22 protein-coding genes and 1 tRNA gene are annotated in these 25188 nt (G+C 72.9%); 19 read left to right on the forward strand and 4 right to left on the reverse strand.

The genetic code is table 11. From position 1 onward, the window contains the following. Window positions 1-49: 49 nt before the first annotated feature. Entirely contained in the window at window positions 50-562 is a 513-nt protein-coding gene (locus LH044_RS12640; protein ID WP_227755945.1) for a MarR family winged helix-turn-helix transcriptional regulator, read from the reverse strand. A gap of 51 nt (window positions 563-613) precedes the next feature. On the opposite strand from LH044_RS12640, the gene LH044_RS12645 reads away from it, so the two are divergent. From LH044_RS12645 to LH044_RS12670, 6 genes are all read left to right on the forward strand, one after another. Further along, window positions 614-1114, forward strand: coding sequence for a pyridoxamine 5'-phosphate oxidase family protein (locus LH044_RS12645; protein WP_227755946.1), 501 nt, complete (start codon window positions 614-616; stop codon window positions 1112-1114). A gap of 19 nt (window positions 1115-1133) precedes the next feature. Beyond that, entirely contained in the window at window positions 1134-1634 is a 501-nt protein-coding gene (locus LH044_RS12650; protein WP_227755947.1) for a nucleoside deaminase, read from the forward strand. Between the two features lie 56 nt (window positions 1635-1690). After that, a tRNA-Ser gene (locus tag LH044_RS12655) sits at window positions 1691-1780 on the forward strand. Window positions 1781-2006: 226 nt separating this feature from the next. Beyond that, window positions 2007-2591 carry a TetR family transcriptional regulator gene (locus LH044_RS12660; protein ID WP_227755948.1) on the forward strand — a complete coding sequence of 195 codons (585 nt, stop codon included), beginning with the start codon at window positions 2007-2009 and terminating at the stop codon, window positions 2589-2591. Window positions 2592-2593: 2 nt separating this feature from the next. Beyond that, window positions 2594-4327 carry an ABC transporter ATP-binding protein gene (locus tag LH044_RS12665; RefSeq protein WP_227755949.1) on the forward strand — a complete coding sequence of 578 codons (1734 nt, stop codon included), beginning with the start codon at window positions 2594-2596 and terminating at the stop codon, window positions 4325-4327. Between the two features lie 70 nt (window positions 4328-4397). Next, window positions 4398-6311 carry an ABC transporter ATP-binding protein gene (locus tag LH044_RS12670; RefSeq protein WP_227755950.1) on the forward strand — a complete coding sequence of 638 codons (1914 nt, stop codon included), beginning with the start codon at window positions 4398-4400 and terminating at the stop codon, window positions 6309-6311. 71 nt (window positions 6312-6382) lie between these two features. On the opposite strand, the gene LH044_RS12675 is transcribed toward LH044_RS12670, so the two are convergent. Then, window positions 6383-7390, reverse strand: a complete 1008-nt coding sequence (locus LH044_RS12675) for an undecaprenyl-diphosphate phosphatase (protein WP_227755951.1) — start codon at window positions 7388-7390, stop codon at window positions 6383-6385. Window positions 7391-7648: 258 nt separating this feature from the next. Here LH044_RS12675 and LH044_RS12680 point away from each other — a divergent pair, with 258 nt between their 5' ends. The 4 genes from LH044_RS12680 to xseB are packed head-to-tail and all read left to right on the forward strand — an operon-like array spanning window position 7649 to window position 11878. Then, the gene (locus LH044_RS12680; protein WP_227760103.1) at window positions 7649-9736 is read left to right on the forward strand and encodes an ABC transporter ATP-binding protein; all 2088 of its coding nucleotides are present in this window, start codon (window positions 7649-7651) and stop codon (window positions 9734-9736) included. A gap of 52 nt (window positions 9737-9788) precedes the next feature. Next, window positions 9789-10256 (forward strand): universal stress protein, encoded by a 468-nt coding sequence (locus tag LH044_RS12685; RefSeq protein ID WP_227755952.1) that lies wholly within the window; start codon window positions 9789-9791, stop codon window positions 10254-10256. A gap of 7 nt (window positions 10257-10263) precedes the next feature. Continuing rightward, window positions 10264-11625: an exodeoxyribonuclease VII large subunit gene (xseA, locus tag LH044_RS12690; protein ID WP_255626107.1), complete on the forward strand. Its 1362-nt coding sequence runs from the start codon at window positions 10264-10266 to the stop codon at window positions 11623-11625. Then, window positions 11618-11878, forward strand: coding sequence for an exodeoxyribonuclease VII small subunit (xseB, locus tag LH044_RS12695; protein ID WP_227755953.1), 261 nt, complete (start codon window positions 11618-11620; stop codon window positions 11876-11878). The genes xseA and xseB overlap by 8 nt, the downstream gene beginning before the upstream one ends. 30 nt (window positions 11879-11908) lie before the next feature. On the opposite strand, the gene LH044_RS12700 is transcribed toward xseB, so the two are convergent. Both LH044_RS12700 and LH044_RS12705 read right to left on the reverse strand, forming a co-directional pair. Further along, a complete protein-coding gene (locus LH044_RS12700; protein WP_227755954.1) occupies window positions 11909-12583 on the reverse strand; it encodes an alpha/beta fold hydrolase in 675 nt (224 codons plus the stop codon). After that, window positions 12580-13518 (reverse strand): alpha/beta fold hydrolase, encoded by a 939-nt coding sequence (locus tag LH044_RS12705; protein ID WP_227755955.1) that lies wholly within the window; start codon window positions 13516-13518, stop codon window positions 12580-12582. Before LH044_RS12705 ends, LH044_RS12700 begins: the two co-directional genes overlap by 4 nt. 160 nt (window positions 13519-13678) lie before the next feature. Between LH044_RS12705 and LH044_RS12710 the strand changes: the two genes are divergently transcribed. From LH044_RS12710 to LH044_RS12750, 9 genes are all read left to right on the forward strand, one after another. After that, window positions 13679-15556 carry a GAF domain-containing sensor histidine kinase gene (locus LH044_RS12710; protein ID WP_227755956.1) on the forward strand — a complete coding sequence of 626 codons (1878 nt, stop codon included), beginning with the start codon at window positions 13679-13681 and terminating at the stop codon, window positions 15554-15556. Further along, the gene (locus tag LH044_RS12715; protein ID WP_227755957.1) at window positions 15553-16206 is read left to right on the forward strand and encodes a response regulator transcription factor; all 654 of its coding nucleotides are present in this window, start codon (window positions 15553-15555) and stop codon (window positions 16204-16206) included. Before LH044_RS12710 ends, LH044_RS12715 begins: the two co-directional genes overlap by 4 nt. A 208-nt stretch (window positions 16207-16414) precedes the next feature. Then, entirely contained in the window at window positions 16415-17041 is a 627-nt protein-coding gene (locus LH044_RS12720; protein ID WP_227755958.1) for a hypothetical protein, read from the forward strand. A gap of 68 nt (window positions 17042-17109) precedes the next feature. After that, window positions 17110-18348 carry a serine hydrolase domain-containing protein gene (locus tag LH044_RS12725; RefSeq protein ID WP_227755959.1) on the forward strand — a complete coding sequence of 413 codons (1239 nt, stop codon included), beginning with the start codon at window positions 17110-17112 and terminating at the stop codon, window positions 18346-18348. Window positions 18349-18355: 7 nt separating this feature from the next. Continuing rightward, the gene (locus tag LH044_RS12730; protein ID WP_227755960.1) at window positions 18356-19945 is read left to right on the forward strand and encodes a peptide chain release factor 3; all 1590 of its coding nucleotides are present in this window, start codon (window positions 18356-18358) and stop codon (window positions 19943-19945) included. A gap of 59 nt (window positions 19946-20004) precedes the next feature. Next, on the forward strand, window positions 20005-21756 hold the full coding sequence (locus tag LH044_RS12735; protein ID WP_227755961.1) for an acyltransferase: 1752 nt from the start codon (window positions 20005-20007) through the stop codon (window positions 21754-21756). Continuing rightward, window positions 21749-23506 carry an outer membrane protein assembly factor BamB family protein gene (locus tag LH044_RS12740; protein ID WP_227755962.1) on the forward strand — a complete coding sequence of 586 codons (1758 nt, stop codon included), beginning with the start codon at window positions 21749-21751 and terminating at the stop codon, window positions 23504-23506. The genes LH044_RS12735 and LH044_RS12740 overlap by 8 nt, the downstream gene beginning before the upstream one ends. Then, the gene (locus tag LH044_RS12745) at window positions 23503-23988 is read left to right on the forward strand and encodes a nuclear transport factor 2 family protein (protein WP_227755963.1); all 486 of its coding nucleotides are present in this window, start codon (window positions 23503-23505) and stop codon (window positions 23986-23988) included. Before LH044_RS12740 ends, LH044_RS12745 begins: the two co-directional genes overlap by 4 nt. Next, a complete protein-coding gene (locus LH044_RS12750; protein WP_227755964.1) occupies window positions 23985-25187 on the forward strand; it encodes a low temperature requirement protein A in 1203 nt (400 codons plus the stop codon). The genes LH044_RS12745 and LH044_RS12750 overlap by 4 nt, the downstream gene beginning before the upstream one ends. Window position 25188: the final 1 nt, after the last annotated feature.

Genomic DNA, 25188 nt, shown 5'->3' on the forward strand with positions numbered 1-25188 from the left:
GTCGCGTCCGGGCCGTGTCGAGATCGGCGCGACCGCGGATCAGGCGGCCTCAGTCGGGAGCCGGGACGGACCGCCGCTCGACGGCGGCGTCGGCGCCGGTGGCGGCGAGCAGGTCGAGCAGCGCCCGGCGGAACGTGGCGGCCCGCCGCGGACCGAGCGTGGACTCGACGGCGTCGGCGAAGGCCTGGCGCGACCGCCGGGCCGCGTGCACGGCGCCCAGGGCGGCCGGCGTCAGGCCGACCCGGCGGATGCGACGGTCGGTGGGGTCCGAGCTGCGCACGACGAGGCCCCGTCGATCCATGTCGAGCACGGCCTTCGAGGCGCCCTGCTGGGTGATGCCGAGCCGCTCGGCCAGCTCGCCGACGGTGAGCGGCCCCGGCAGCAGGTGCTGGAAGACGTAGCCGTCGCTCTCGCGCACAGGCGCCGGCACCGCGGCGCGAACGTCGTCCATGGTCGCCGTCGCGAGCTGCCGGGCCAGCACCTGCAGCGCCAGCGCGGGGTCCTGGTCGAGCGGGAGCGGCTCGGGCTCGTCGGCGGTCGGCGGCACGGCGCGCTTCGGCATCCCACCACCTTAGTTGCACAACATTGGTTGTGGATTTGCTATGCTGGCGCCATGGCCCTCACCACCTCCTCCGCCGCGACCCTCGACGACGTCGCGACGCACGCCGAGCGCATCGCCGCCGACGTCGTCTGGGCGACCATGGCGACCGTCGGCCCCGACGGCGTCCCCCGGACCCGGGTCGTGCACCCCGTGCTGCGCTGGGACGACGGCGCGCCCCGGGGTTGGGTCACGTCGCGCCCCACGGCGCTCCGCCGGCGGCACCTGTCGGCGTCGCCCTGGGTGAGCCTCACGTGGTGGTCGCCGGCCCAGGACGTGCTCACGGTCGACTGCCACGCGGCGTGGGTCGCCGACGACGAGGTCGTCGACGTGTGGGACCGGATCGCGTCCACGCCCGAGCCCGTCGGGTTCGACCCGGCCACCATCTGGCCCGACGGCCCGGGCAGCGGCTTCGCCGCCATCGCGCTCCGGGCGCACCGCGTGCGGGTGGCCCCCGTCGCCGACGCCGCCGCGGGGCGACCGGCGCTGCTGTGGACGGAACCCGCCTGCGACTGAGGGGGCTACGGTCCCGGCGATGACCGCTCCCCGGCCGTCGCCCGTGCTGGCGGCCTCACCCGAGCACGAGCGCTGGATGGACCTCGCGATCGAAGAGGCTCGGGCGGCCACGCTCCACGGCGACGTGCCGATCGGCGCGGTGGTCGTGCAGGTCGACGGCGTCGGGTCGCCCCGGCTCCTCACGCGCCGGCACAACGAGCGCGAGCTGACCCACGACGGCACGGCGCACGGCGAGGTCCTCGCGCTGCGCGACGCGTGCGCCGAGCTGGGGCGCTGGCGGCTCGACGACTGCCTGATGGTGGTGACCCTGGAGCCGTGCCCCATGTGCGCCGGCGCGCTCTGGGCGACCCGCATCGGAGGCGTCGTCATCGGCACCGAGAGCTTCGACGCCGGCTCGCTCGGCACGCTGTACCACCTCGGCCAGGACCCCCGGCTGAACCACGAGTTCCCCGTCCGCGTCGGGGTCCGCCGCGACGAGTGCGCGGGGCTGCTGCAGGAGTTCTTCGCCGGCCGACGGTGACCGACGCCCGGATCCGGTTGTGCTGGTCCCCTGGGGCCGCCGCTATCGTCGCACCCGGAGACGTGCCAGAGCGGACGAATGGGACGGTCTCGAAAACCGTTGTGGTCGCAAGGCCACCGTGGGTTCGAATCCCACCGTCTCCGCCACCGGACCCCTGCCCCACGGCAGGGGTCCTGCGCGTCCGGGCGAGCCGGCCGGGACCACGAGCCGGCGGGGCTCCGCAACCGCATGCCGCCCGGTCGGACGTCACACGGAACCCGGTGGCGACCGGCGACCGGGCGGTCGTAAAGTTGGCACCCGGTGTCAAACAGCACTCAGGCCCAGATTTCGCCGGGTCCCTCCCCCACCACAGCCTCCGACGAACGCCCCGGGTTGCGCGAGCGCAACAAGGAGCAGAAGCGCGAACGCCTCCAGCACGCAGCCTTCGAGCTGTTCGCGGCGCGCGGCTTCGACAACGTCACGGTCGACGAGGTGGCAGAGCACGCCGAGGTCTCGAAGAGCACGCTCTTCCGCTACTTCGAGACCAAGGAGGACCTGCTGCTCGCCGACTCCCGGGCGCACCGGGACGCCCTCCTCGCCGCCGTCGCGGCCCGCCCGGTCGACGAGCCCGTCCTGCTTTCGCTCCGCGAGGCGCTCCAGTCGCTCGCCCGCGACTACCAGGCGGACCGCCGCCGGGCCGTCGTGCGGTCGCAGATCATGTCGGGCTCGCCGGCGCTCGCCGCTCGCTCGGTCGAGCGCCAGATCGCCTGGGAGGACGGGCTCGCCGCCGCGATCCTCCCCCGGCTCGCCGACCGCGACGACCCCGAGACCCGCGCCGCGGTGCTCGCCGGCGCGGCCATGGCCGCCGTGCGGGTCGCCACCCGCCGCTGGCTCGCGACCGACGACGACTCGCAGATGATCGACCACGTGTTGGAGGCCCTCGACGTGCTGGCCCACGAACTGAAGGACGGCGACTGACGATGCTGCTCCGCATGCTGCGGGACTACCTGGGTCCCTATCGCAAGCAGCTGCTGATCGTGCTCGCGCTCACGACCGTGCAGACGATGTGCGTGCTGTTCCTGCCGGCGCTCAACGCCGACATCATCGACAACGGCGTGATCACCGGGGACACCGGCTACATCTGGCGGGTCGGCGGGATCATGCTGCTCGTCACCTGCGTCCAGGTCGTGTTCGCGGTGGCCGCGGTCTACGTCGGCTCGCGGGTGGCGATGGCCTTCGGCCGCGACGTCCGCGGCGCGCTGTTCCACCGGGTCACCGGGTTCGCCGCGCAGGACGTCGCCCAGTTCGGCGCACCCTCGCTCATCACCCGCATCACCAACGACGTGACGCAGGTGCAGATGCTCGTCCTGATGGCCTGCACGCTGCTCGTCGCGGCCCCCATCACGATCGTCGGCGGTGTGTTCATGGCGGTCCGGGAGGACGGCACGCTGTCGCTCCTCCTGCTCGTCAGCGTGCCCGTCCTCGTGCTGGCGATCGGGTCGATCGTCGTGCGCATGATCCCGCTCTTCCAGGTCATGCAGGACCGCATCGACCGGATCAACGAGGTGCTGAGGGAGCAGATCACGGGCATGCGGGTGGTCCGGGCGTTCGTCCGCGAGCAGGACGAGGCCGACCGGTTCGAGACGGCCAACGACGCCCTCACCGTCGTCTCCCTCCAATCCGGACGGCTGCTGGCGTTCATGTTCCCGATCGTGATGGCGGTCCTGAACCTCTCGAGCGTCGCCGCCATCTGGTTCGGCGCCGAGCGGATCTCGAACGGCGAGATGCAGATCGGCGCCCTGATCGCGTTCCTCAGCTACCTCATCCAGATCCTGATGTCGGTGATGATGGGCACGTTCGTGGCGGTGCTGACGCCCCGGGCGGCGGTGAGCGCCGATCGCATCGGCGAGGTCCTGCACACCGAGTCGGCGGTGGCCCAGGCCGCCGACCCCGTCACCGTCCTGCCGCCCCGGCCCTCGATCCGCTTCGACCGCGTCGAGTTCCGCTACCCCGGCGCCGAGCATCCGGTCCTGTGCGACCAGACCTTCGAGGCCCAGCCCGGGACGACGTTCGCCATCATCGGGTCGACCGGCTCGGGCAAGACCACGCTGATCGACCTCATCCCCCGGCTCTACGACGCGACCGGCGGCTCGGTCATGGTCGGCGGCCACGACGTGCGCGACATCGACCAGGAGACGCTCTGGAGCCACATCGGGCTGGTGCCGCAGAAGCCGTTCCTCTTCTCGGGCACCGTCGCCTCCAACCTCCGGCACTCCAAGCCCGACGCGACGGACGACGAGATGTGGGAGGCGCTGCGGATCGCGCAGGCGGAGGACTTCGTCCGGGCGATGCCGGCGGGGCTGGACTCGCCGATCGGCCAGGGCGGGTCCAACGTGTCGGGCGGGCAGCGCCAGCGCCTGGCGATCGCCCGGGCGCTGGTGCGCCGACCGGACATCTTCCTGTTCGACGACTCGTTCTCCGCGCTCGACCTCGCGACCGACGCCCGGCTGCGAGCCGCGCTCGAGCCGGTCGTCGCCGACGCGGTCACCGTGATTGTGGCCCAGCGGGTGTCGACGATCCGCCACGCCGACCAGATCCTCGTCCTCGAGGACGGCCTGACGATGGGCCTCGGCTCCCACTCCGAGCTGATGGACACCTGCCCGACGTACGCGGAGATCGTGGCGTCGCAGCTCACGGCGGAGGAGGCGGCATGAGCGCCAGCGAGTGCCGGGCGGCGGCAGCCGCCGATGGGGTCCGGGGGCGCAGCCCCCGCGGAGGTGCGGCATGAGCGAGGGCAACGGCCTCGGCACCGGTGAGTCGAGCTCCGAGCAGGCCGCCAAGATCAACGAGGGCACCCGTGGCGCCATCGGTCGGATGGGCGCCGCGGGCATGCCGCTCGAGCGGTCGAAGGACCTCGGCGGGTCGGTGCGCCGGCTGATGGCGCAGATGCGCCCGGAGCGGGCCGGCGTGGTGCTGGTGATCGGGCTGGCGCTCGTGAGCGTCACCCTGCTCGTGCTCGGTCCGCGCATCCTCGGGACCGCCACCCAGACGATCGTCGACGGCGTCATCAGCCAGGTGCAGGGCGGGCCGGGGATCGACTTCGGCCAGCTCCACCGGATCCTGCTGCTCGCGGCCGGGATCTACGTCGTCGCGACGTCGCTGGCGTACGTGCAGAACTGGGTGCTGGCCGGCGTGGTGCAGCGGACGATGTTCCGGCTGCGCGCCGATGTCGAGACGAAGCTCAACCGGATGCCGCTCCGGTACGTCGACCGCCAGCCGCGCGGCGACCTGCTGAGCCGCGTCACCAACGACATCGACAACCTGGCGCAGAGCATGCAGCAGACGCTGAGCCAGCTGCTGTCGTCGTCGCTCCAGCTCGTCGGCGTGCTGGTGATGATGTTCACGATCTCGTGGCAGCTGGCGCTCGTCACGCTGATCATCGTCCCGGTGACGATCGTGACGATGCGTGCGATCACCTCTCGGTCCAAGAAGCGCTTCGTCGACCAGTGGCGCCACACCGGCTCGCTCAACGCGCAGGTCGAGGAGGCGTTCACGGGGCACGCGCTGGTGAAGGTGTACAACCGCCAGGCCGACACCGAGGAGCGCTTCCGCCAGAAGAACGAGGAGCTCTACGACGCCAGCGCAGCCGCCCAGTTCATGGCGGGCTCGATCCAGCCGGCGGTGATGTTCCTCGGCAACGTGAACTACGTGCTCATCGCCCTGCTCGGTGGCCTGATGGTCACGAACGGGTCGATGAACATCGGTGACATCCAGGCGTTCATCCAGTACTCGCGCCAGTTCACCCAGCCGCTGACGCAGGTCGCATCGATGCTCAACGTTCTGCAGTCGGGCATCGCCTCGGCCGAGCGCGTGTTCGAGCTGCTCGACTCGCCCGAGGAGCCCGAGGACGCGACCGCGGACCTGTCGGAGGTGGACGTCCGGGGGCGGATCGAGTTCCGCGACGTCGACTTCTCCTACTCGCCCGACAAGCCGCTGATCGAGGACCTGTCGCTCGTCGCCGAACCGGGCGAGACCGTCGCCATCGTCGGTCCGACCGGCGCCGGCAAGACGACGATGGTGAACCTGATCATGCGCTTCTACGACGTCGACGGCGGGGCCATCCTGCTCGACGGCGTCGACACGTCGACGATCCGGCGCCAGGACCTCCGGCGCCACATGGGGATGGTGCTGCAGGACACCTGGTTGTTCGGCGGCACGATCAAGGAGAACATCGCCTACGGCAACCTGACCGCGACCGACGAGCAGATCCTGGAGGCCGCCCGGGCGACCTACGTCGACCGCTTCGTGCACTCGCTGCCCGACGGCTACGACACGCGCATCGACGACGAGGGCGGCACGGTCTCGGCCGGCGAGAAGCAGCTGCTGACGATCGCCCGCGCCTTCCTCGCGGACCCGACGATCCTGATCCTCGACGAGGCGACGAGCTCCGTCGACACCCGGACCGAGGTCCTCATCCAGCGGGCGATGGCCGCGCTGCGCAGCAACCGGACGAGCTTCGTGATCGCCCACCGCCTGTCGACGATCCGCGACGCCGACACCATCCTCGTCATGGAGCACGGCCACATCGTCGAGCAGGGCGACCACGAGGAGCTGCTGGCGGCCGACGGCGCCTACGCCCGTCTCTACAACGCGCAGTTCGCCGGTGCCGCGGTCGACGTCGACGCCGAGGCCAGCTGAGCGATCCGCGATTCCGATGTCTCCCTTGCGTCAGGGAGCCCACCCTGTGGCGTCAGAAACAGGTTCGGGGGTCAGATCGTGCCGGCGAGGAGGAGGCCCGCCGCGATGGCGGCCACCACGAAGCGGTACCAGGCGAAGATCGTCAGGTCGTGGCGCTCGAGGTACGACACGAGCCACTTGATCGCGATGACCGCCGACACGAAGGCGGCCAGCACGCCGATCAGCGGCGTGACGACGCCGAACTGCTCGATCAGGACGTCGCCGTCCTTGGCCATCTTGTACAGCGACGCCGAGGTCAGGGTGGCGAAGCCGAGCAGGAAGCTGAACTCGACCGCCGCGGGCACGGCGACGCCGATCAGCAGGGCGGCGAGGATCGTGGTCAGCGAGCGGCTGGTCCCGGGCCACAGGGCGAGGCACTGGGCGGCGCCGATGATGAGCGCCTGGCGGTAGGTGATGTCGAGCAGCGGGTCGGTGCCGGGGGCCGCCTTCTCGCCGCGGTCGGGGATGAGCCCGCTGCGCTCGAGCACCAGGATGACGATGCCGCCGACGACCCAGGCCGCCACGATGGGCCACGGGCCGAACAGCGCGCCCTCGATCGCGTCGTCGAAGAGGAAGCCGAGGATGGCGGAGGGCAGGAACGCCAGCACCAGCACGACCAGCAGGTGGCGGCCGCCGTCGTCGCGCCCGAACAGGCCCTTGACCATCGACACGAAGCGCTTCCAGAACAGGCCGACGACGGCGAGGATCGCGCCGAACTGGATGGCCACCGCGTAGGTGTTCACGGCTTCGAGGCCGGCGCTGCCCTCCTCGCTCGGCAGGCCGAGCAGCCGGGAGACGACGAGCAGGTGGCCGGTGGACGAGATCGGCAGGTACTCGGTGATGCCCTCGACGATCCCGAGGATCGCGGCCTGCCACCAGGACAGGAGCTCCTCGCCCACGTCGGCCGCCGCGCCCGCGAGCGCAGCGGCGTCGGCCGGCCGGGCCACGAGCACCACCGCTGCCATCGCCAGCGCCGCGGCGATCGCGCACCGCAGCCGGGGCGAGGCCAGTCGCCAGGACGTGACCAGTCGTTCGGGCATCGGGACAGCTTGCCCGGGCACCGGCGGCGCTCCAAAGCTCGACGGGCTCAGCGACTGACGGATGTCACAGCCTGCCGGGCTGACGGCGAGCACAGCCTGCCGGGCTGACGGCGAGGACAGCCTGCCGGGCTGACGGCGAGGACAGCCTGCCGGGCTGACGGCGAGCACAGCCTGCCGGGCTGACGGCGAGGACAGCCGGCGCGGGCCTCGGCCGGTCGGTCCGAGCACGACAGCGGTAGGTTCGACCGCGTGAGGCCGATGTCCGCGTGGCGGATCATGCACCAGGACCCGACGTCCGTGGAGGGCAAGACGCTCGACCGCGCCCTCGTGGGCCGCGTCGGCCGGTTCGCCCGGCCCTACCGTGGGCAGCTCATCGGCTTCGTCATCATGATCGCCATCGGCGCCGGCCTGGCCCTCGTGCCGCCGCTCCTGTTCCGGTCGATCATCGACACCGCCATCCCCGACGGCGACAAGGGGATGCTCGTCGTCCTGGGCGCGGTCGTCGTCGGCGCCGCGCTGCTGACGGCGGGGGCGTCGCTGCTCGAGCGGCACTGGTCCGCCCGCATCGGCGAGGGCCTGATCTACGACCTGCGCAAGGCGCTGTTCGACCACGTGCAGCGCATGCCGATGCAGTTCTTCACCCGGTCCCAGACCGGCGCGATCGTCAGCCGGCTCAACAACGACGTGATCGGCGCCCAGCGCGCACTGACCGGGACGCTCGGCACGGTCGTCTCCAACGTGATCACGCTCGCCTTCACGCTGGTGGCGATGATCGCCCTCGACTGGCGGATCACGATCGTCGCGGTCCTCCTGCTGCCGCTGTTCCTCGTCCCCTCGAAGCGGGTCGGGCGCCGGCTGCAGGACATGACCCGCGACTCGATGCAGCTCAACGCCGACATGAACGCGCAGATGACCGAGCGGTTCGGCGTGTCCGGGGCCCAGCTGGTCAAGCTGTTCGGCGACCACGAGCGCGAGACCGGCGAGTTCGGCACCAAGGCCGCCGGCGTGCGCGACATCGGCATCCGCTCCGCCATGTACTCGCGGTGGTTCCTCGTGATGATGGCGCTCGTCGGCGCGATCGGGACCGCGGCGGTCTACCTGCTCGGCGGCCTGCAGGTGATCGACGGCAACATCTCCATCGGCACGCTCGTCGCCCTCACCGCGCTGGTGACCCGCATCTACGACCCGCTGACCAGCCTCACGAACGCCCGGGTCGACGTGATGAGCGCGTTCGTCAGCTTCGAGCGCGTCTTCGAGGTGCTCGACTCGGTCAACCCGGTCGCCGACCGCCCCGACGCGGAGGAGCTGGTGGATCCGAAGGGCGCCGTGCGCTTCGACCACGTGTGGTTCCACTACCCCGGGGCGTCGGAGGGGACGATCCGCTCGCTCGAGACCGGCGCGCCCGAGGCCGAGCCCGAGGGCGGCCCGCCGCTCGTCCTCCACGACGTCGACCTCGACATCGCGCCCGGCACGACCGTCGCCCTCGTCGGGCCGTCGGGCGCCGGCAAGTCGACGGTCGCAGCGCTCATCCCGCGCCTCTACGACGTGTCCGAGGGTGCGGTCTCGGTCGACGGCCACGACGTCCGCGACCTGACGCAGGCCAGCCTGCGCCGGGCGATCGGCGTGGTGTCGCAGGACCCGCACCTGTTCCACGCCACGGTCGGCGACAACCTCCGCTACGCCCGGCCCGACGCCACCGACGACGAGCTGCGGGCCGCGTGCCGCGCGGCCCGCGTGCTCGACGTCGTGGAGGCGCTGCCCGACGGCTTCGACACGATGGTCGGCGAGCGCGGCTACCGGCTCAGCGGCGGCGAGCAGCAGCGGCTGGCCATCGCCCGCCTGCTGCTCAAGGATCCGGCGATCGTCGTGCTCGACGAGGCCACGTCCGCGCTCGACACCGAGAACGAGGCGGCCATTCAGGCCGCGCTCGCCGACGCCCTGCGCGGCCGCACCGCCGTCGTCATCGCCCACCGCCTGTCGACGATCGTGGGAGCGGACCTCATCGTCGTGCTCGACCGGGGCCGGGTCGTGCAGCGCGGCACGCACGCAGAGCTGCTCGCGCAGGGCGGCCTGTACGCCGACCTGTACCGGGTGCTGGTCGGCGGCGGCGACCCCGCTCGCCTCCATGACGCCGACCTCGTCGCTGCCACCACCGCCGCCGCGGTCACCGCCGCCGCGACCCCCGTCGTGTCGGCCGCCGACGCGGCCGACGGCGGCGCCACAGGGCGGACCGGACCGATCCGCGTGGAGCACCTCGACGACGTCCACGCCGCCGACGGCCCCCCCGACGGCGACGGCTCGGCGCCCGGCGGGTCGCCCGACCAGCAGGGTCTCCCGCTGGGTTGATGCCTCTAGGGTGGAGCGGACCCGGGAGCGGCCCGGGAGTCCGGGAGGTCCCGTGCACGCACTCATCGCCACCGATGGCTCCGAGGTCTCGATCGAGGCCGCTCGCAAGGGCGTGGCCCTGCTCAACCCCACCAAGGTGACCCTGCTCACGGTGGCCGACACGAGCGTGGCCGAGGACTCGGGGGCCGGCGGGTTCGAGGGCGACCTGCTGTCGCCGACCGAGGCCGAGCAGGCCCGTTCCGCCATCCTCGACGAGGGCGACGACGAGCTGGCCGCCACGATCACGGCGATCCAGGTCGACCCTGCGATCGTCGAGCGGAAGCTGGTCGAGGGCGCGTCGGGACAGATGATCATCCACGTCGCGGGCGAGATCGCCGCCGACGTGATCGTCGTCGGTTCGCACGGCAAGGGCTGGCTCAAGCGGGTGGTGATCGGCTCGATCAGCGAGTACGTGCTCCGGCACAGCACGATCCCGGTGCTCGTCGTGCGCCACGTCGAGCCGGCCGGCGACAAGGGCTGAGCGGACCATCGAGGCGCAGACCTGGTCCGTCGGTGAGCTGCACGAGGCCCTGAACGGGCTGCTCACCCATGTCTTCGGCGAGGTCGTCTGGGTCGAGGGCGAGCTGACCGACATCAGCCGCTCGAAGGCGGGCCACGTCTACTTCCGGCTGGTCGATCCCGACGACGAGCGCGGCGACGCCAACCGGGCGTCGCTGTCGGTGACGCTCTTCGACTCGCAGCGCCAGCTCGTCAACCGCTTCCTGCGCTCGCAGGGCGACCCGATCCGCATGAACGACGGCATCCGGGTCCGGATCGGCGGTCGGCTGGCGACCTACCCGGCGAGGTCGACGCTCCAGCTCGTGATGGACCGGATCGACCCGGCCTTCACGCTCGGCCTGCTCGGGCAGGAGCGGGTGCGGCTGCTCGCCGCCCTCGACGAGGAGGGCCTGCTCCGGCAGAACGCGGCGGTGGCCGTGCCGGTCGTGCCGTTGCACGTCGGCCTCGTCACGAGCGTCGGCAGCGCCGCCCACGCCGACGCGCTGCACGAGCTCGAGAGCTCCGGCGTCGGCTTCCGCGTCAGCACGTTCGACGCCCGGACCCAGGGGGCCGACGCGCCGGCGTCGGTCGTGGCCGCGCTGCGCACGGCCGCCGCGCACCGCGTCGACGTCGTGCTGATCGTCCGGGGCGGCGGGGCGGCGACCGACCTGGTGGCCTTCGACCACGAGCAGGTGGCCCGGGCCATCGCCGGCGCGCCGGTGGCGGTGTTCACCGGCATCGGCCACGAGACCGACAGGACGGTCGCCGACGAGGTCGCGCACACCGCGCACAAGACGCCGACCGCGGCCGCCGGCGCGCTCGTGCGGGCGGTGCGCGACGCCGAGCGGCGGGTGGTGGACGACTGGGCCGCGGTCCGCGCCGGCGTGGCCGGCCGGCTGGTCCGCGCCGAGCACCGCCTCGCCCGCGTCGGCCACCGGGCCGGCGCCACGGCCGTGCACCGGCTCGACCGCCGGATGGACGCGCTCGACCGGGACGTGCAGCGCGTCACCGCCGGGGCCCGCCGGCGGCTGGCCGTCGCCGAGGCCGCGGTCGCCGCGGTCGGCACCCGGGCGGAGCCGTCGGCGGCGCGCATCGTGGAGCGGGCCTCGTCGCGCCTCGACGTCCTCGCGGCCAACGTCGCCGCGGCCGACCCGGCCCGCGCCCTGCGGCGGGGATGGTCGGTGACGCACACCGCCGACGGCCGCCTCGTGCGCTCGCCGGCCGACGTCGTCGCCGGCGACGAGCTGGTCACGCGGGTCGCCGGTGGCGCGGTCCGGTCCGTCGTGGTCGACGGCGACCGCTCGGGTGCTGCGGCGGGGCGCGATCGTGAGGGAGGATCGAGCGGTGGCTGACGCGACGGAACGGACGACGGCGGGCGGGGAGCACCCCGATCCCGAGGAGCTCGGCTTCGCCGGGGCCATGGCGGAGCTCGAGCGCATCGTCGCCGAGCTCGAGTCCGACACGCTCGACGTCGACCTGCTCGCGGATCGCGTGGAGCGTGCCGCCGTGCTCGTCGGCTGGTGCCGGGACCGGATCGACGGCACCCGGTTCCGGGTCGAGGAGATCCTCGAGCGTCTCGACCCCGACGCGACCGACCCCGACTGACGCACCCCTGCCGGCGAACCGGGGCCGACGTCAGATGAGGGCCGCGTAGTGGGCGAGGCCCTCATCGATCGTGCCGTGGCCGACACCCGGCTCCCCGGCGACGGCGGACAGCCACTCCGGCCGCACGACCGCGCTGACCCACAGCGGGCGGTCGAGGTCGGAGCCCTCGAGCACGAAGCGCACGAACGTCTGCGCGTAGTCGGGCGGGCGCGGGTCCCGCGACAGCTCGGCCATGGCGAACGGGTCGGGCGGGCCGGCCGGGGCGAGGCTCGCGTAGGGCACCGTCGGCGAACCGGGGTGGACGCCGCCGCCGACGAGCCCGGGCCCGTCGGCCAGCACGGCCCCGCGGACGAGCGAGGGCCGGGCGGCGGCGACCAGGAGCGCGATGTACGAGCCGAGCCCGCGGGCGAGGAGCGTCACGGCGCCGACCTCGGCGAGGACGGCGTCGACGTCGCCGACCAGGATCTCGGCGGAGTAGCCGCCGCCGACCGGCACCGTCGAGGCCCCGTGGCCGGTGAAGTCCAGGCCGAGCACCGGGCCGGGCCACACGAGGGCGTCGGGCACCGAGGCGGGGGTCCGCTCACCGAGGCCGTGCAGGAGCAGGAGCGGTCGGCCGCCGGCCGGGCCAGCACCGTTCGACCCGGACCGCAGCTCGTGGACCGCGAGGTCGATCCGGTTGTGGCGGACGACGCCCGGGACGCTCATCGCGCCGACCCCGTCCGCAACGGTGCCAGGTGCTCGAGCACCATCGCGGCCACCAGCTCGGGCTGCTCGATGTGGACGAAGTGGCCGACGTCGTCGAGCGCCTCGAGCCGCCCGCCGGGCGGCAGGTTCGGGATCACGTCGACCGGGCGGGTCCCCCAGCCCATGACCTCGGGCTGCAGGCCGAGCACGCCGAGGAACGGCACGCCCAGGCCCGGGAGCCGCAGCATCGACCACTCGGGTCGGCGCGGCCCGAAGCCGCCCATGCGCAGCGTCGGGTCGATCTTCCAACGCCACCCGTCATCGTCGTGGCGAGCGCCGACCGAGACCAGGTAGCGCAGCCACTCCGGGCTCAGCCGCGGGTTCATGCGGCCGCGCCGCTCGGCGAGCTCGTCCATCGTCCCCGGCCGGCGCGTCCGCCCGACGAGCGACCGCCGGTGGTCGAGCCAGCCGGTGAGCTGCTCGTGGAGGAGCCGGGTCCGCTCGGTCTCCGACACGTCCGACATCGCCTGCCGCGACGGCAGGCCGTCGAGGTTCACCACCGCCGACACGCGGTGCGGCAGCGCGTTGGCGAGGTGGAGCAGGATCGCCCCGCCCTTGGAGTGGCCGAGGAACGGCACGGGCACGGTCCCGATGGAGTCGAGCACCGCGGCGGCGTCGCGGACGTCGGCCTCCCACGTGTAGAGCGACGCCCGGTCGGAGTCGCCGTGCCCGCGCTGGTCCCAGCTCACCACCCGCCACCCCGCGTCGGCGAGCAGCGGCGCGAACACGTCGTAGGTGCCGGTGAAGTCGAAGCCGCCGTGGGCCACGAACAGCGGCGGGTCGTCGGGGTCGCCCCACTCGCAGACGTGGAGCCCGATGCCGCAGGAGTCGACCCGGCGGGACCGGTCGGGGCGGCGCGCCCCCGGGAACGTCACCTGCTCGTCGCCGTCCGCCACACCCGGATGCTACGTCGCGCCCCCGGATCGCCCGTCCAGCCCGGGAGGCGCGGCCGCGCGCTCACGTCGGATTCCGACGACCCGTCGATAGGGTGACCCCACGGAACCGACACCCGCCACCACGGGTCCGGTCACCGCGGGACCGGGCTCGCGCTCCGGCGTGTCCACGGCAGACGTCTCCGAGGCGGTCGCCGCCTTCCGGGCCCTCCCGCACGGTGGACTGGACGACTCCACGCGGCTCCTTGGGCTGCCGCCCTCGTGGCGCGCGTCCGTGTCGCCGTCGATCGCCGTCGTCCGGTGGTGCGCCCTCGGCTACGGGCTCGTCTTCTCGGCCCCCGACGCGTTCCGGGGCTCGTATTCCGCGGTCGTGGCCACGGCGATCTGCTGCTTCGTCACGACCTGGCGCACGGTCCTCCCGCTGCAGCTCGGCTCGGTCCGGGCCGTGCGGCGCATCGAGCCGCTCGTCGACGTCGTCGCCTTCGGCATCGCCATGGGCATCGCCGGCGGGTGGGCCAGCCCCTACTACTTCTGCCTCCTGATCTCGGTCGCCGTCGTCGCGCTCGGCTGGGGCGGTGGCAGCGGTGCCATCGCCCTCGTGGTCGGCGTGGCGGCCGTGGCCACCACCGTGGCCATCGACGGCAGCTCGCTCGTGGACATGGTCGAGGACCAGCGCGACGTCGCAGCGGTCGTGACGCTCGCGCTGGCCGCCGCCGTCGGCGCGTACGCGCGCACCCGCATCAAGGAGGCCGAGCGCCGGCGGGCCGGGCTGATCGGCGAGGTGCACCACCTGTCCGAGACCAACGAGCTCCTCGAGATGCTCAACGTCGTGGCGCGGACGCTCCCGGACTCGCTGTCGCTCCGCGAGGCGCTCGAGCGCATCCGCCAGCAGCTGTCCGACAGCTTCGACGCCCGGGTCATCTGCCTGATGACCTTCGACGACAGCGCCGAGGAGTGGGTCCCGAAGATCGCCGACGGCTGCGCCCTGCGGCCTGCGTACCCGACGAGCGACCTGCCCGTGCCGCTCGGCCTGGCGCTCGCGCAGGACGGCGTGCTGCGGGTCGACGACCTCGACCCCGACGCCCCCGGGCCGGGCGCGCCCTCCCCCGAGGGCTCCACCGGACCGCACGGCACGCGCCCGATCGTGCGCAGCAGCCGCTCCGGCATGTACGTGCGGCTCACCGCCCGCAACCAGGTGATCGGCATGCTCGGCCTCGAGCACCCCTCGCCGGGCCGCTACGACCCGCACGACGCCATCCTCCTGTCCGGGCTCGGCGAGGTGCTGGCCCTGACCGTCGACAACGCCCGCTGGTTCGGCCGGCTCCGCACGCTCGGGGCGCAGGAGGAGCGCATCCGCATCGCGCGCGACCTGCACGACCGGCTGGGGCAGTGGCTGACCTACGTCTCGATGGAGCTCGAGCGCATCGTCGCCGAGGACGAGCCGGTGACCGCCGACCTCTTCCGCCTCCAGTCCGACGTGCAGTCCGCCTTGGACGAGCTGCGGGAGACCCTCCGGCAGCTGCGCTCGGGCGTCACGGACCAGAAGCCGCTGGCCGTCGTCGCGCAGGACGTCGTCAACCGGTTCGCGGAGCGGGCCGACGTCGCGACCACACTGACGGTGGTGCACCCGGACGACCGGGTGCCGGTCCCCGTGGAGAACGAGCTGTTGCGGATCCTCCAGGAAGCGCTCACGAACGTGGACCGACATGCCGACGCGGATCACGTGGACGTGGTCTGGGACGTGCGAGGCGGCGAGTTCGAGCTCGTCATCGCCGACGACGGTCGTGGCTTCGAGTCGGCCAAGGGCGTGCGCGACTCGGCGTACGGCCTGGTCGGGATGCGCGAGCGCGCCGATGTGATCGGCGCACGCCTGCTGATCGACAGCTCGCCCGGCGCGGGCACGACCGTGCGGGTGCTCGCCGGCCCCGACCAGTCGCCGCGGGACGACGCCCGGCGCGGCGACGGCGGCCGGGCACCCGGCCGGACCCCGTCCCGGACCGACAAGGACGACATCGACGACAACAGGGAGGTGGCATCGTGAGGGTGCTGCTGGCCGACGACCACCAGATCCTTCGCGACGGCATCCGGCGCGGGCTCGAGAGCGCCGGAGAGGACGTGGTCGGCGAGGCCGACAACGGCGAGGAGGCGATCGCCCTGGCGATCGAGACCAAGCCCGACATCGTCCTCATGGACCTCTCGATGCCGGTGCTCGACGGCGTGGCCGCGGCCCGGCGCATCCGCGAGGAGGTGCCGGACTCCAAGGTGGTCGTCCTGACCATGCACGACGACCCGGAGCGCACCCGCGCCGCCCTCCAGGCCGGCGCGGCGGCGTACCTCACCAAGGGGACGTCGTTCGCGGACGTGCTCGACACCCTGCGCCGGGTCCAGGAGGGCGAGGAGACGCTGAGCCCCCGGCTGGCGGCGTCGATGCTCGAGCACCTCGGCCAGGAGCCGAGCCGCAACGACCTCCTGTCGGACCGCCAGGTCGAGATCCTGCAGATGATCGCCGACGGCATGTCCACGAAGCAGGCGGCCCGGGCCCTCGGCATCACGCAGAAGACGGTGCACAACCACCTGAACGCCACCTATCGGCGGCTGGACACGCAGAGCCTGACCCACGCCGTCCTCTCGGCCGTGCGGTTGGGCATCATCGACCTGCACTCGACGCCCGACGACGGCGAGGCCGCCTGACGGGCGATCCCGGGCCGGGCCGGCAACCCGGGCGGGGGCGCACATGACGACCCAGATGACACGGAACGCCCAGATGACACGGAACGACGTGGTGGAGCACGGAACGACACCTTGACGGGCCCGGTGTGGGGACCAGGCCCTTCGGAGCAGCGGTGAACAGGCGATTTGCCCATGTCGGGGCGCCGATCCGGCGCACCACAATCGGGCCATGGCGATCGGGGCTGGGCAGGTGAGCGGGACGCGCGCGCCACGACGCCCGCTCGGACCGCCGGGGCAGCGGATGCTCCTGGCGCTGCTCGTGTCGCTGCTCGCCACCATCGCGGTCTGCGTCCCGCTCGCCTACCAGGCCCGGTCCGCGCGCGACGGCGGCGACGGGGGCCCCGCCACCGCCAGCACCCTGCCGTCGACCACGGACCCGACCGTGCCCCCGTCGAGCGCCCCGCCGGCCACCACCGGCAGCGCCCCGGTCCAGGTGCTCCCCACGACGGTCGAGCGCACGGACCACCTGTCGTGGGCGAGCGCCGAGGCGCCCGACGACACCCAGCCGCTCGAGGGCGCCACCCTGCGCGGCCGGGTGGTGGTCCAGATGGCCCCGCCCGCCGTGGAGCCACCGGTGGTGAAGGCGGAGTTCTGGATCGATCCGGCGACCGCCACCGCTCCCGAGAACGTCGACGACAGCGCCCCCTTCACCCTCGGCCAGGACGACGGGGCCGAGGTCGCCCCGTTCGACACGACGACGCTCCCCGACGGTCCCCACACCGTCGCGGTGAAGGCGGTGCAGGCCGACGGCTCGACCGTCGAGCGCTCGAGCCGGTTCCAGGTCGACAACGGCTGACCGGACCGGTCGCTACCCTCGGCCCCGAGACGCACCCGGGCGCGCGCCGCGCCCGGAGAGGGGTGGACATGGCGGACCAGGACGGCACGACGGCGACGATCAGGGGCGAGGTCGAACCAGGCTTCGAACCGGTCCGGGAGGCGTTCGAGCGCAACTTCGCGCTGCACGGCGACGTCGGCGCGGGCTTCTGCCTGTACGTCGACGGGCAGAAGGTCGTCGACCTGACCGGGGGCGTGCGCGACCTCGCCGGCACGCCGTACGACGAGGACACCCTCCAGCTCGTGTTCTCCTCGACGAAGGGCGTCACCGCGACCTGCGCCCACCTGCTCGTGCAGCGCGGCCTGCTCGACGTCGACGAGCCGGTCTCCACGTACTGGCCCGAGTTCGCGGCCGCCGGCAAGGCCGACGTCCCGGTGTCGTGGCTGCTGTCGCACCAGGCCGGCCTGATCGACGTCGACCACCCGATGACGCTCGAGCAGGCCCTCGACTGGGACACCGTCACGGCCGCCCTCGCCGCCAGCCCGCCCGTGTGGGAGCCCGGCACCGGCTACGGCTACCACGCGGTCACGTTCGGGTGGCTCGTCGGGGAGGTGGTGCGGCGCGTGGCCGGGACCGACATCGGCTCGTTCGTGCGCACCGAGCTCGTCGAGCCGCTCGGCCTCGACCTCTGGATCGGCCTCCCACCCGAGCAGGAGCACCGCGTCGCGCCGCTGGTGCCGGCCTCCGCCGCAGGCTTCGGCGAGGGCGCGCCGGTGGACGACGTGCCGACGGCGGACGGCGCCGGCGAGGACCACCGCTCGCTCGTCCGGCTGCTCGACGAGCTCCTGGGCGAGGGCAACCTGCTCGGCCGCACGCTCGGCGCCCCCGGCGGCGCGTTCGCCGACGACCGCGTGTGGAACGAGCCGCAGGTCCGGGCCGCGCAGATCCCCGCCGCCAACGGCGTGACCGACGCGACGTCGCTGGCGCGCCTGTACGCCGCACTCGTGTCCGACGTCGACGGCGTCCGCCTCCTCGACCCCGACACCGTCGACCGGGCGATCGTGCCGCAGGTGAGCGGCGACCCGGGCTCGAGCCTGGTCGTGATGCTCGACATCCCGTTCGCCCTCGGGTACATGACGCACTCGGGCGTGTCGCCGCTCCTCGGCGGACGGTCCTTCGGCCACTACGGCGCCGGCGGGTCGCTCGGCTTCGCCGATCCCGACCGTCGGGTGGCCGGCGCCTACGTCATGAACCAGATGCAGATCGGCATCGCGGGGGACCCCCGGACGGCCGGACTCCTCGCCGCGGTCGACCAGGTGGTGGAATGACAGCCTCATGTCCGAGGACCCAGTCGCCGAGGCCGCCCGTCGGCGGACCTTCGCCATCATCTCCCACCCCGACGCCGGCAAGACCACGCTGACCGAGAAGCTGCTGCTCTACGGCGGCGCGCTCGGCCGCGAGGCGGGCGCGGTGAAGGCCCGGGGCGACCGCCGCTCGGCGACCTCGGACTGGATGGAGCTGGAGCAGCAGCGAGGCATCTCGATCACGTCGACCGTCCTGCAGTTCCCGTACCGGGACTGCGTGGTCAACCTGCTCGACACGCCGGGCCACCGCGACTTCTCCGAGGACACCTACCGCGTGCTCACGGCCTGCGACGCCGCCGTCATGGTCCTCGACGCGGCCAAGGGCATCGAGCCGCAGACGCTCAAGCTGTTCGAGGTGTGCCGCGACCGCGGCCTGCCGCTGATCACGTTCGTCAACAAGTGGGACCGCCCCGGCCTCAGCCCGCTTGAGCTGATCGACGACATCGAGTCGCACCTGTCGATCATGTGCACCCCCGTCACGTGGCCGGTCGGCATCGCCGGTGACTTCCGCGGCGTGGTCGACCGGTCGAGCGGCGACTTCATCCGCTACACCCGGACCGCCCGGGGCGCGACCGAGGCGCCGGAGGAGCTCGTGTCGCCCGAGCGGGCCCAGGTCGAGGAGACCGAGGCGTGGCTCGCCGCCCAGGACGAGCTCGAGCTGCTGGCCGGCACCGAGCACGACTCCGAGCTGTTCCTCGCCGGCGAGACGACGCCGATGCTCTTCGGCTCGGCGCTCACGAACTTCGGGGTGCGGCTGCTGCTCGACAACGTGATCGACGAGGTCCCGGCGCCGACCGCCCGGCTCGACGCCGCCGGCGAACCCCGGCCGCTCGGCTCGCCGTTCTCGGGCTTCGTCTTCAAGGTGCAGGCGAACATGGACCGCGCCCACCGCGACCGGATCGCCTTCCTCCGGGTCTGCTCGGGCCGCTTCGAGCGCGGCATGGTCGTGACCCACGGGCGCACGGGCAAGCCCTTCGCCACCAAGTACGCCCACTCGGTGTTCGGCCAGGAGCGCGAGACGTTGGAGAAGGCCTTCCCCGGCGACGTCGTCGGGCTGGTCAACGCCACCGACGTGCGGGTCGGCGACAGCCTCTACGTGGAGCAGCCGGTCGCGTTCCCCGCGATCCCGAGCTTCGCCCCGGAGCACTTCGCCGTCGCCCGGACGACCGACGTGGGCAAGTCGAAGCAGTTCCGCACCGGCATCCAGCAGCTCGACGAGGAGGGAGTGGTGCAGGTGCTCCGCGACCCCGAGTTCGGCGACCAGGCGCCGGTGCTCGCCGCCGTGGGCGCGCTGCAGTTCGAGGTCGCGACGCACCGGCTGGAGAACGAGTTCGGGGCACCCGTCGAGCTGACCCCGACCCGCTACCGGATCGCGCGCCGGACCGACGAGGCGTCGCGCGCCGAGCTCCGGGCGATGCAGGGCGTCGACGTCCTCCAGCGCTCCGACGGCGATCTGCTGGCGGTCTTCGAGTCCGTGTACTGGCTCGAGCGGCTGGAGGGCGAGCACCCCGAGCTGACGCTCGACCGCCTGGTGGCGGAGGGCGAGCTGCGCCAGCAGTGAGCGGCTGAGCGCTCGTCGGCCCACGGCGCGGCACCCCGTGACCGCTGGCATGATGCGGCGTGGCCACGGACGAGGACCTGGGGTCGGCCGACGTCCCCCGAGAGCAGGTCGAGGCCGAGCCGTGGTTCGCCGTCTGGGTGGACGGCGGCGAGTGGCCGGGCCAGGCCGAGCGCCGGGCCGACGTCGTGGAGCGCACCGGCGCCCGCCTGGGGGACCGGGTGTTCCTCGCCGAGGGCGCCACGATCGTGTGCGAGTCGCTCGACGTCGGTGACCGCAGCTACGTGGCCACCGGTTGCGTCCTGCGCGACCGGATCACGATCGGCGACGACTGCTCGATCAACCCCTACGTCGTGATGGCCGGACGGGTGCGCCTCGGCGACGGTGTGCGGGTCGCCTCGTTCGCGGCGCTCTACGGCTTCAACCATGTGTTCGACGACCCGGACGTCCCGATCTGGCAGCAGGGGCTCGACGAGCAGGGGATCGCCATCGGGGACGACGTCTGGATCGGCACCCACGCGGTCGTCTGCGACGGCGTGACGATCGGCGCCCACAGCGTGGTCGCGGCCGGCGCGGTGGTCACCGCCGACGTCCCGCCCTGGTCGGTGGTGGGCGGCGTGCCGGCCCGGGTGCTGTCGGACCGTCGCGACCGCAGCGCGGCCGGGGGAGGTGGCGCCGCCCGGGGACGTCGCGCCGCGACGGGCGTCGCCCTCGATCGGTTCGTCGAACGGGTGACGAGCGAGTGGCCAGGCGTGCTCGAGCGGTGTCGTGCCACCGACGACGGGACCCCCGCTGCGGACGGGGTCGTCGCCGACCTCGGTGCGTACGTCGACGTGCCGGGCGGGGTCCGGGCCGTGCGCCCGACCTGCGACGCGATCGAGCTCGCCGCCGCGTTCGGCGCGCCCGAGGCTGCCGGCGACCGCGGCGCGCTGGTGTCCTGGCTGCAGGACCGCCAGGACCCTGCGACCGGGCTCTTCCCCGAGCCGGGGGAGCCGCCGATCGGCGACGACCCGCTGGCGCTCTCGCTCGACGCCGAGTTCCGCCAGTACGGGGTCCTGTCGGTGGGGTACGCGCTGGAGGCGTTGGGTGCGGCGCCGCGGCACCCGGTGCGCTGCGTGGCCGACGTCGGCGCCGACGACCTCATCGCCCGCCTGGACGCCCTCCCCTGGCGGGAGCTGGCGTGGCCGGCCGGGTCGTGGGTCGACTTCTGGGGGACCTCCGTCCACCTCAACCGCCGCCACTTCGGCTCCGACCAGGGCCTCGAGGCGCTGTTCGGCTGGTTGGCCACCCGTGTCGACCCGTTCACCGGCATGTGGGGCGCACCGCACCGGGACTGGGGCCGGCTGATGCCAGTGAACGGTTTCTACCGCCTGACGCGGGGCACGTACGCCCAGTTCGGCGAGCCGCTCCTGCACCCGGAGGCCGTGGTCGACACCGTCGCCGCGCACGCCCGCGACAACGGCTGGTTCGTGGACCGCAACCGCAGCGCGTGCAACGTGCTCGACGTCGTCCACCCGCTCTGGCTGTGCGCCCGTCAGACCGACCACCGGCGCGCCGAGCTCCGGGACGCGCTCGCCGACACGCTCGCCGACACCATCGGACGATGGGAACCGGGCGCCGGGTTCGCGTTCGAACCCGGAGCACCGGCCGGACTCCAGGGCACCGAGATGTGGTTGGCGATCGTGTTCCTGCTCGTCGACCTGCTCGACGGCGCCGCCGGCCTGCCGTGGACCCCGAAGGGCGTGCACCGACCGTCGCCGGCCGGTTCCGTCCACCGGGACCTCGGCACGACCATCATGGCCACCCATGAGTGACCTCCCGCCGAGATCCGGTCCGGGCGGCGACCGCCCCCGGGACGGCGTCGGACGTCGGGTGCAGCGCCCGCGCCCGGCCTCGAGCTCGGCCCCGGGCGACCGCTACGCGCCGCCGAGCCCCGAGGTGGCCCGACGGCGCCAGATCGTCGTCGGATCCGTGGCGGTGGTCCTTGTCGTCGGCATCGTCGCCGCGCTCGTCTCGTTCCTCGGCCGCGACGACGACACGACGACCTCCGACCGCGACGGGTCGGCGCAGGGCGCCGGCGACGACGCCGCGGACGGTGGCGACGGCACCGCGGCCGACGAGGCCGACGAGCCGAAGGACCTGACGCAGGTCCCCGCCGAGCAGACCGACCAGTTCGTGAACCCGGCGAGCTCGGGCCGCATGTGGTCCGAGGAGGTGCCGGGGAGCCTGACCTTCCGGGGCAACCCGACCCGTACCTACTACGGCCGCGGCGACGTCCCGAAGGCGCCGAAGGTGCGGTGGTTCTACCCGCAGAGCGGCGGCATGTGCTCGTCGTCCTCGGTCGGGGGCCAGGCCAAGACCTGGTGCGGCTCCGGGTGGACGGGCCAGCCCGCCGTCTTCGAGCGCGAGGGCCGGACGTGGGTCGTGTTCGGCGCCTACGACAAGGCGGTCCACTTCATGGACGGCGAGACGGGCGAGGACATCCTCCCGCCGCTGCCGACCGGCGACATCATCAAGGGCTCGGTCACGATCGATCCCGACGGCTACCCGCTCGTGTACACCGGCAGCCGCGACAACTACTACCGGGTCATCGCCATCGATCGCGGCGGTGCGGCCCAGGAGCTCTGGAAGCTGTCGGCCACCGCCGTGTCACCGACGCTGTGGAACAACGACTGGGACGGTGCCGGCATCGTCGCCGACGACCTCCTCTTCGAGGGCGGCGAGAACAGCCAGTTCCACGTCGTGAAGCTGAACCGGGCCTACGGGCCCGACGGCAAGGTCACCGTCGCACCGAAGCTCGTGTTCAACACCCCGAGCTGGGACCAGCAGCTGATCACCGACCTCGCCGGCAACCGGGCCAAGGAGTTCTCGATCGAGAACTCGGTCGCCATGTCGGGCGACACCGCGTACTGGGCCAACTCCGGCGGCCTCGTCATGGGGTGGGACATGGGACCGCTCAGGACCGGCGGCACGCCCACCCAGACCTTCCGCTTCTGGACCGGCGACGACACCGACGCCTCGGTGGTGATCGACGCCGACGGCTTCCTCTACGTGGCCGTCGAGTACGAGCGCAGCAACCGGCGGGCGGCCGAGGTCGGCCAGCTCATGAAGCTCGACCCCAGGAACCCGGCGAACCCGTTGGTGTGGAAGTACGACGACCGCGGCGCCAACCCCGCGGGGTTCTGGGCCACACCAGCGCTGCACGACGGCGTGGTGATCGCGCCGGCCAACAGCGGCAAGGTCGTCGGCCTGGACCAGCAGACCGGCGCCGAGCTCTGGTCGTTCAAGCTGCCCGGTCCGACGTGGCAGTCGCCGGTGGTGGTCGACGACGTGCTGATCCAGGGCGACTGCAACGGCACGCTGCACGGCTACGACGTGTCGGACCCGAAGGTGCTGCCACCCGAGATCTGGGCCGTCGCCATCGGCGGGTGCATCGAGTCGACGCCGACCGTGTGGAACGGGCGCATCTACTTCGGCACCCGGGCGGGACGGTTCTTCTCGCTCGGCGACGACGGCACGCTCCCGTCGCCGACGGCCAGCCAGACGGGCGGGGGCGGGGAGTGACCGATCCACGGCTCGACGAGATCGACGTGCGACGGCTGATCGCGACCTACGCCGACGGCGTGACCCGCCGAGACTGGACCGGGTTGCAGGACCTGTTCGAGCCCGACGCCGCGCTCGAGCTCGACCTCGTCGACCGCGGCCTGCGCCGTTTCGAGGGACCCGAGGACATCCTCGGCTTCATCGGGGGGGCGGTGGCGCGCTTCGACTTCTTCGAGTTCGTCGCCCTCAACGTCCTCGTGACCGTGCCCGCCGACGGCGACGCCGACACCGCTCGCATCCGGACGTTCATGTGCGAGATCCGCCACCACGGCCCCGACGATCCCGACGCCGGGACCTGGTCGACCGCCTACGGGCTGTACCAGGACACCGCCGTGCGCTCCGACGGCGCGTGGCGCTTCGCCGACCGCCGCTACCGCTCGCTCGCCCGCACGGGCGACCCCGGCGTCGTGCTGCCGTTCCCCGACCTCCCCGCGGTGCCGTGACCGAGGCGGAGACCTCCGGGGTCCCGGCGGGCCCGGCGCCGCCACCGGCGCTCATCCCGGCGATGCCGGGCCAGTCGTGGCTGGAGCTGTTCTACGACCTGGCCTTCGTCGCCGCGATCCTCGTCATGTCGAGCACCTATTCGAAGTACGCCGGCGTCGAGGGCGTGATCTGGCTCGGGCTCGTGTTCTCGCTCATCTGGTGCACGTGGCTCACCACCACGATGATGCTCGGCGCCGGCCTGGTCACCACCATGTGGACCCGCACCCTGCTGCTGGTCCAGATGGTCCTGGTCCTGGCCGTCGCGATCTCGTCGAACTACACGCACCAGGACCACAGCGAGGCGGTCGGACCGATCTTCGCCTTCGTGCTCGTGACGCTCGCGCTGCTGTACCGATCGGCGCGGCGGGCGAGCGCGGACCTCTCGGTCGCGTACAAGGGCTACGCGCTCCGGTGCCTGCTCGCCGCGGTCGTGTTCCTCGGGGCGCCGCTCGTCGGATGGCCCTGGTGGTACCCGGTGCTGTGGGTCGTCGGCATCCTCGTGTTCATGGTGCCGACCGGCACGGAGGAGCGGCGGCTCCCGATGGACGCCCACCACGTCGTCCACCGGTTCGGCGAGTTCACGATCATCATGCTGGGCGAGGTCTTCGTGAAGCTGGGGATCACCGCCACCCAGGAGCCCCTCGACAGCGTCGACATGATCGGTCTGCCGCTCGCCACGGCCGTCGTGTTCGGCATCTGGTGGCTCTACTTCACCGACGTGCCGGCCATGGGCCTGTCGCCGCACCACGGCCGGCGGCTGGCGTGGCAGTACCTGCACTTCCCGCTCCACCTGAGCGTCGTGGCCTCGGCGGTCGCGCTGGCGCACATCCTGGTGCCGCACCACGAGTCGGGCCACGCCGAGGCGGGCACGATCAGCACGATCCGCTACATCGTCGTCCCGATCGCGGTGATCCTGATCGCCATCGGGCTCATCGGCGTCTACGGCGGCGGACCGAGGGAGCTCGTGCGGCGGCGCCTGCGGGTCTTCCTCTTCGCGTCGGCCGCCCTGATCGTCGCCGAGGTCGCGCTGCTCGGCTTCAACTCCTACGACCTGGAGGCCAGCGCGCTGATCGTGTCGATCGTGCTCGCCTTCACGGCCTGGCGCATCCGCCGGATCCTCGTGCCGGCCGCCGTCGCCGCCTCCGCACCCGAGGCCTGAC

Source organism: Dermatobacter hominis, assembly GCF_020715685.1.
Taxonomy (GTDB): domain Bacteria; phylum Actinomycetota; class Acidimicrobiia; order Acidimicrobiales; family Microtrichaceae; genus Dermatobacter; species Dermatobacter hominis.

Coding starts and splice junctions, on each gene's coding strand:
- LH044_RS12720 (WP_227755958.1), top strand. CDS start 16,415: ATGGCGATCGGGGCTGGGCAGGTGAGCGGGACGCGCGCGCCACGACGC.
- LH044_RS12675 (WP_227755951.1), bottom strand. CDS start 7,390: ATGCCCGAACGACTGGTCACGTCCTGGCGACTGGCCTCGCCCCGGCTG.
- LH044_RS12680 (WP_227760103.1), top strand. CDS start 7,649: ATGTCCGCGTGGCGGATCATGCACCAGGACCCGACGTCCGTGGAGGGC.
- LH044_RS12650 (WP_227755947.1), top strand. CDS start 1,134: ATGACCGCTCCCCGGCCGTCGCCCGTGCTGGCGGCCTCACCCGAGCAC.
- LH044_RS12725 (WP_227755959.1), top strand. CDS start 17,110: ATGGCGGACCAGGACGGCACGACGGCGACGATCAGGGGCGAGGTCGAA.
- LH044_RS12670 (WP_227755950.1), top strand. CDS start 4,398: ATGAGCGAGGGCAACGGCCTCGGCACCGGTGAGTCGAGCTCCGAGCAG.
- LH044_RS12700 (WP_227755954.1), bottom strand. CDS start 12,583: ATGAGCGTCCCGGGCGTCGTCCGCCACAACCGGATCGACCTCGCGGTC.
- LH044_RS12665 (WP_227755949.1), top strand. CDS start 2,594: ATGCTGCTCCGCATGCTGCGGGACTACCTGGGTCCCTATCGCAAGCAG.
- LH044_RS12740 (WP_227755962.1), top strand. CDS start 21,749: ATGAGTGACCTCCCGCCGAGATCCGGTCCGGGCGGCGACCGCCCCCGG.
- LH044_RS12645 (WP_227755946.1), top strand. CDS start 614: ATGGCCCTCACCACCTCCTCCGCCGCGACCCTCGACGACGTCGCGACG.
- LH044_RS12730 (WP_227755960.1), top strand. CDS start 18,356: ATGTCCGAGGACCCAGTCGCCGAGGCCGCCCGTCGGCGGACCTTCGCC.
- LH044_RS12640 (WP_227755945.1), bottom strand. CDS start 562: ATGCCGAAGCGCGCCGTGCCGCCGACCGCCGACGAGCCCGAGCCGCTC.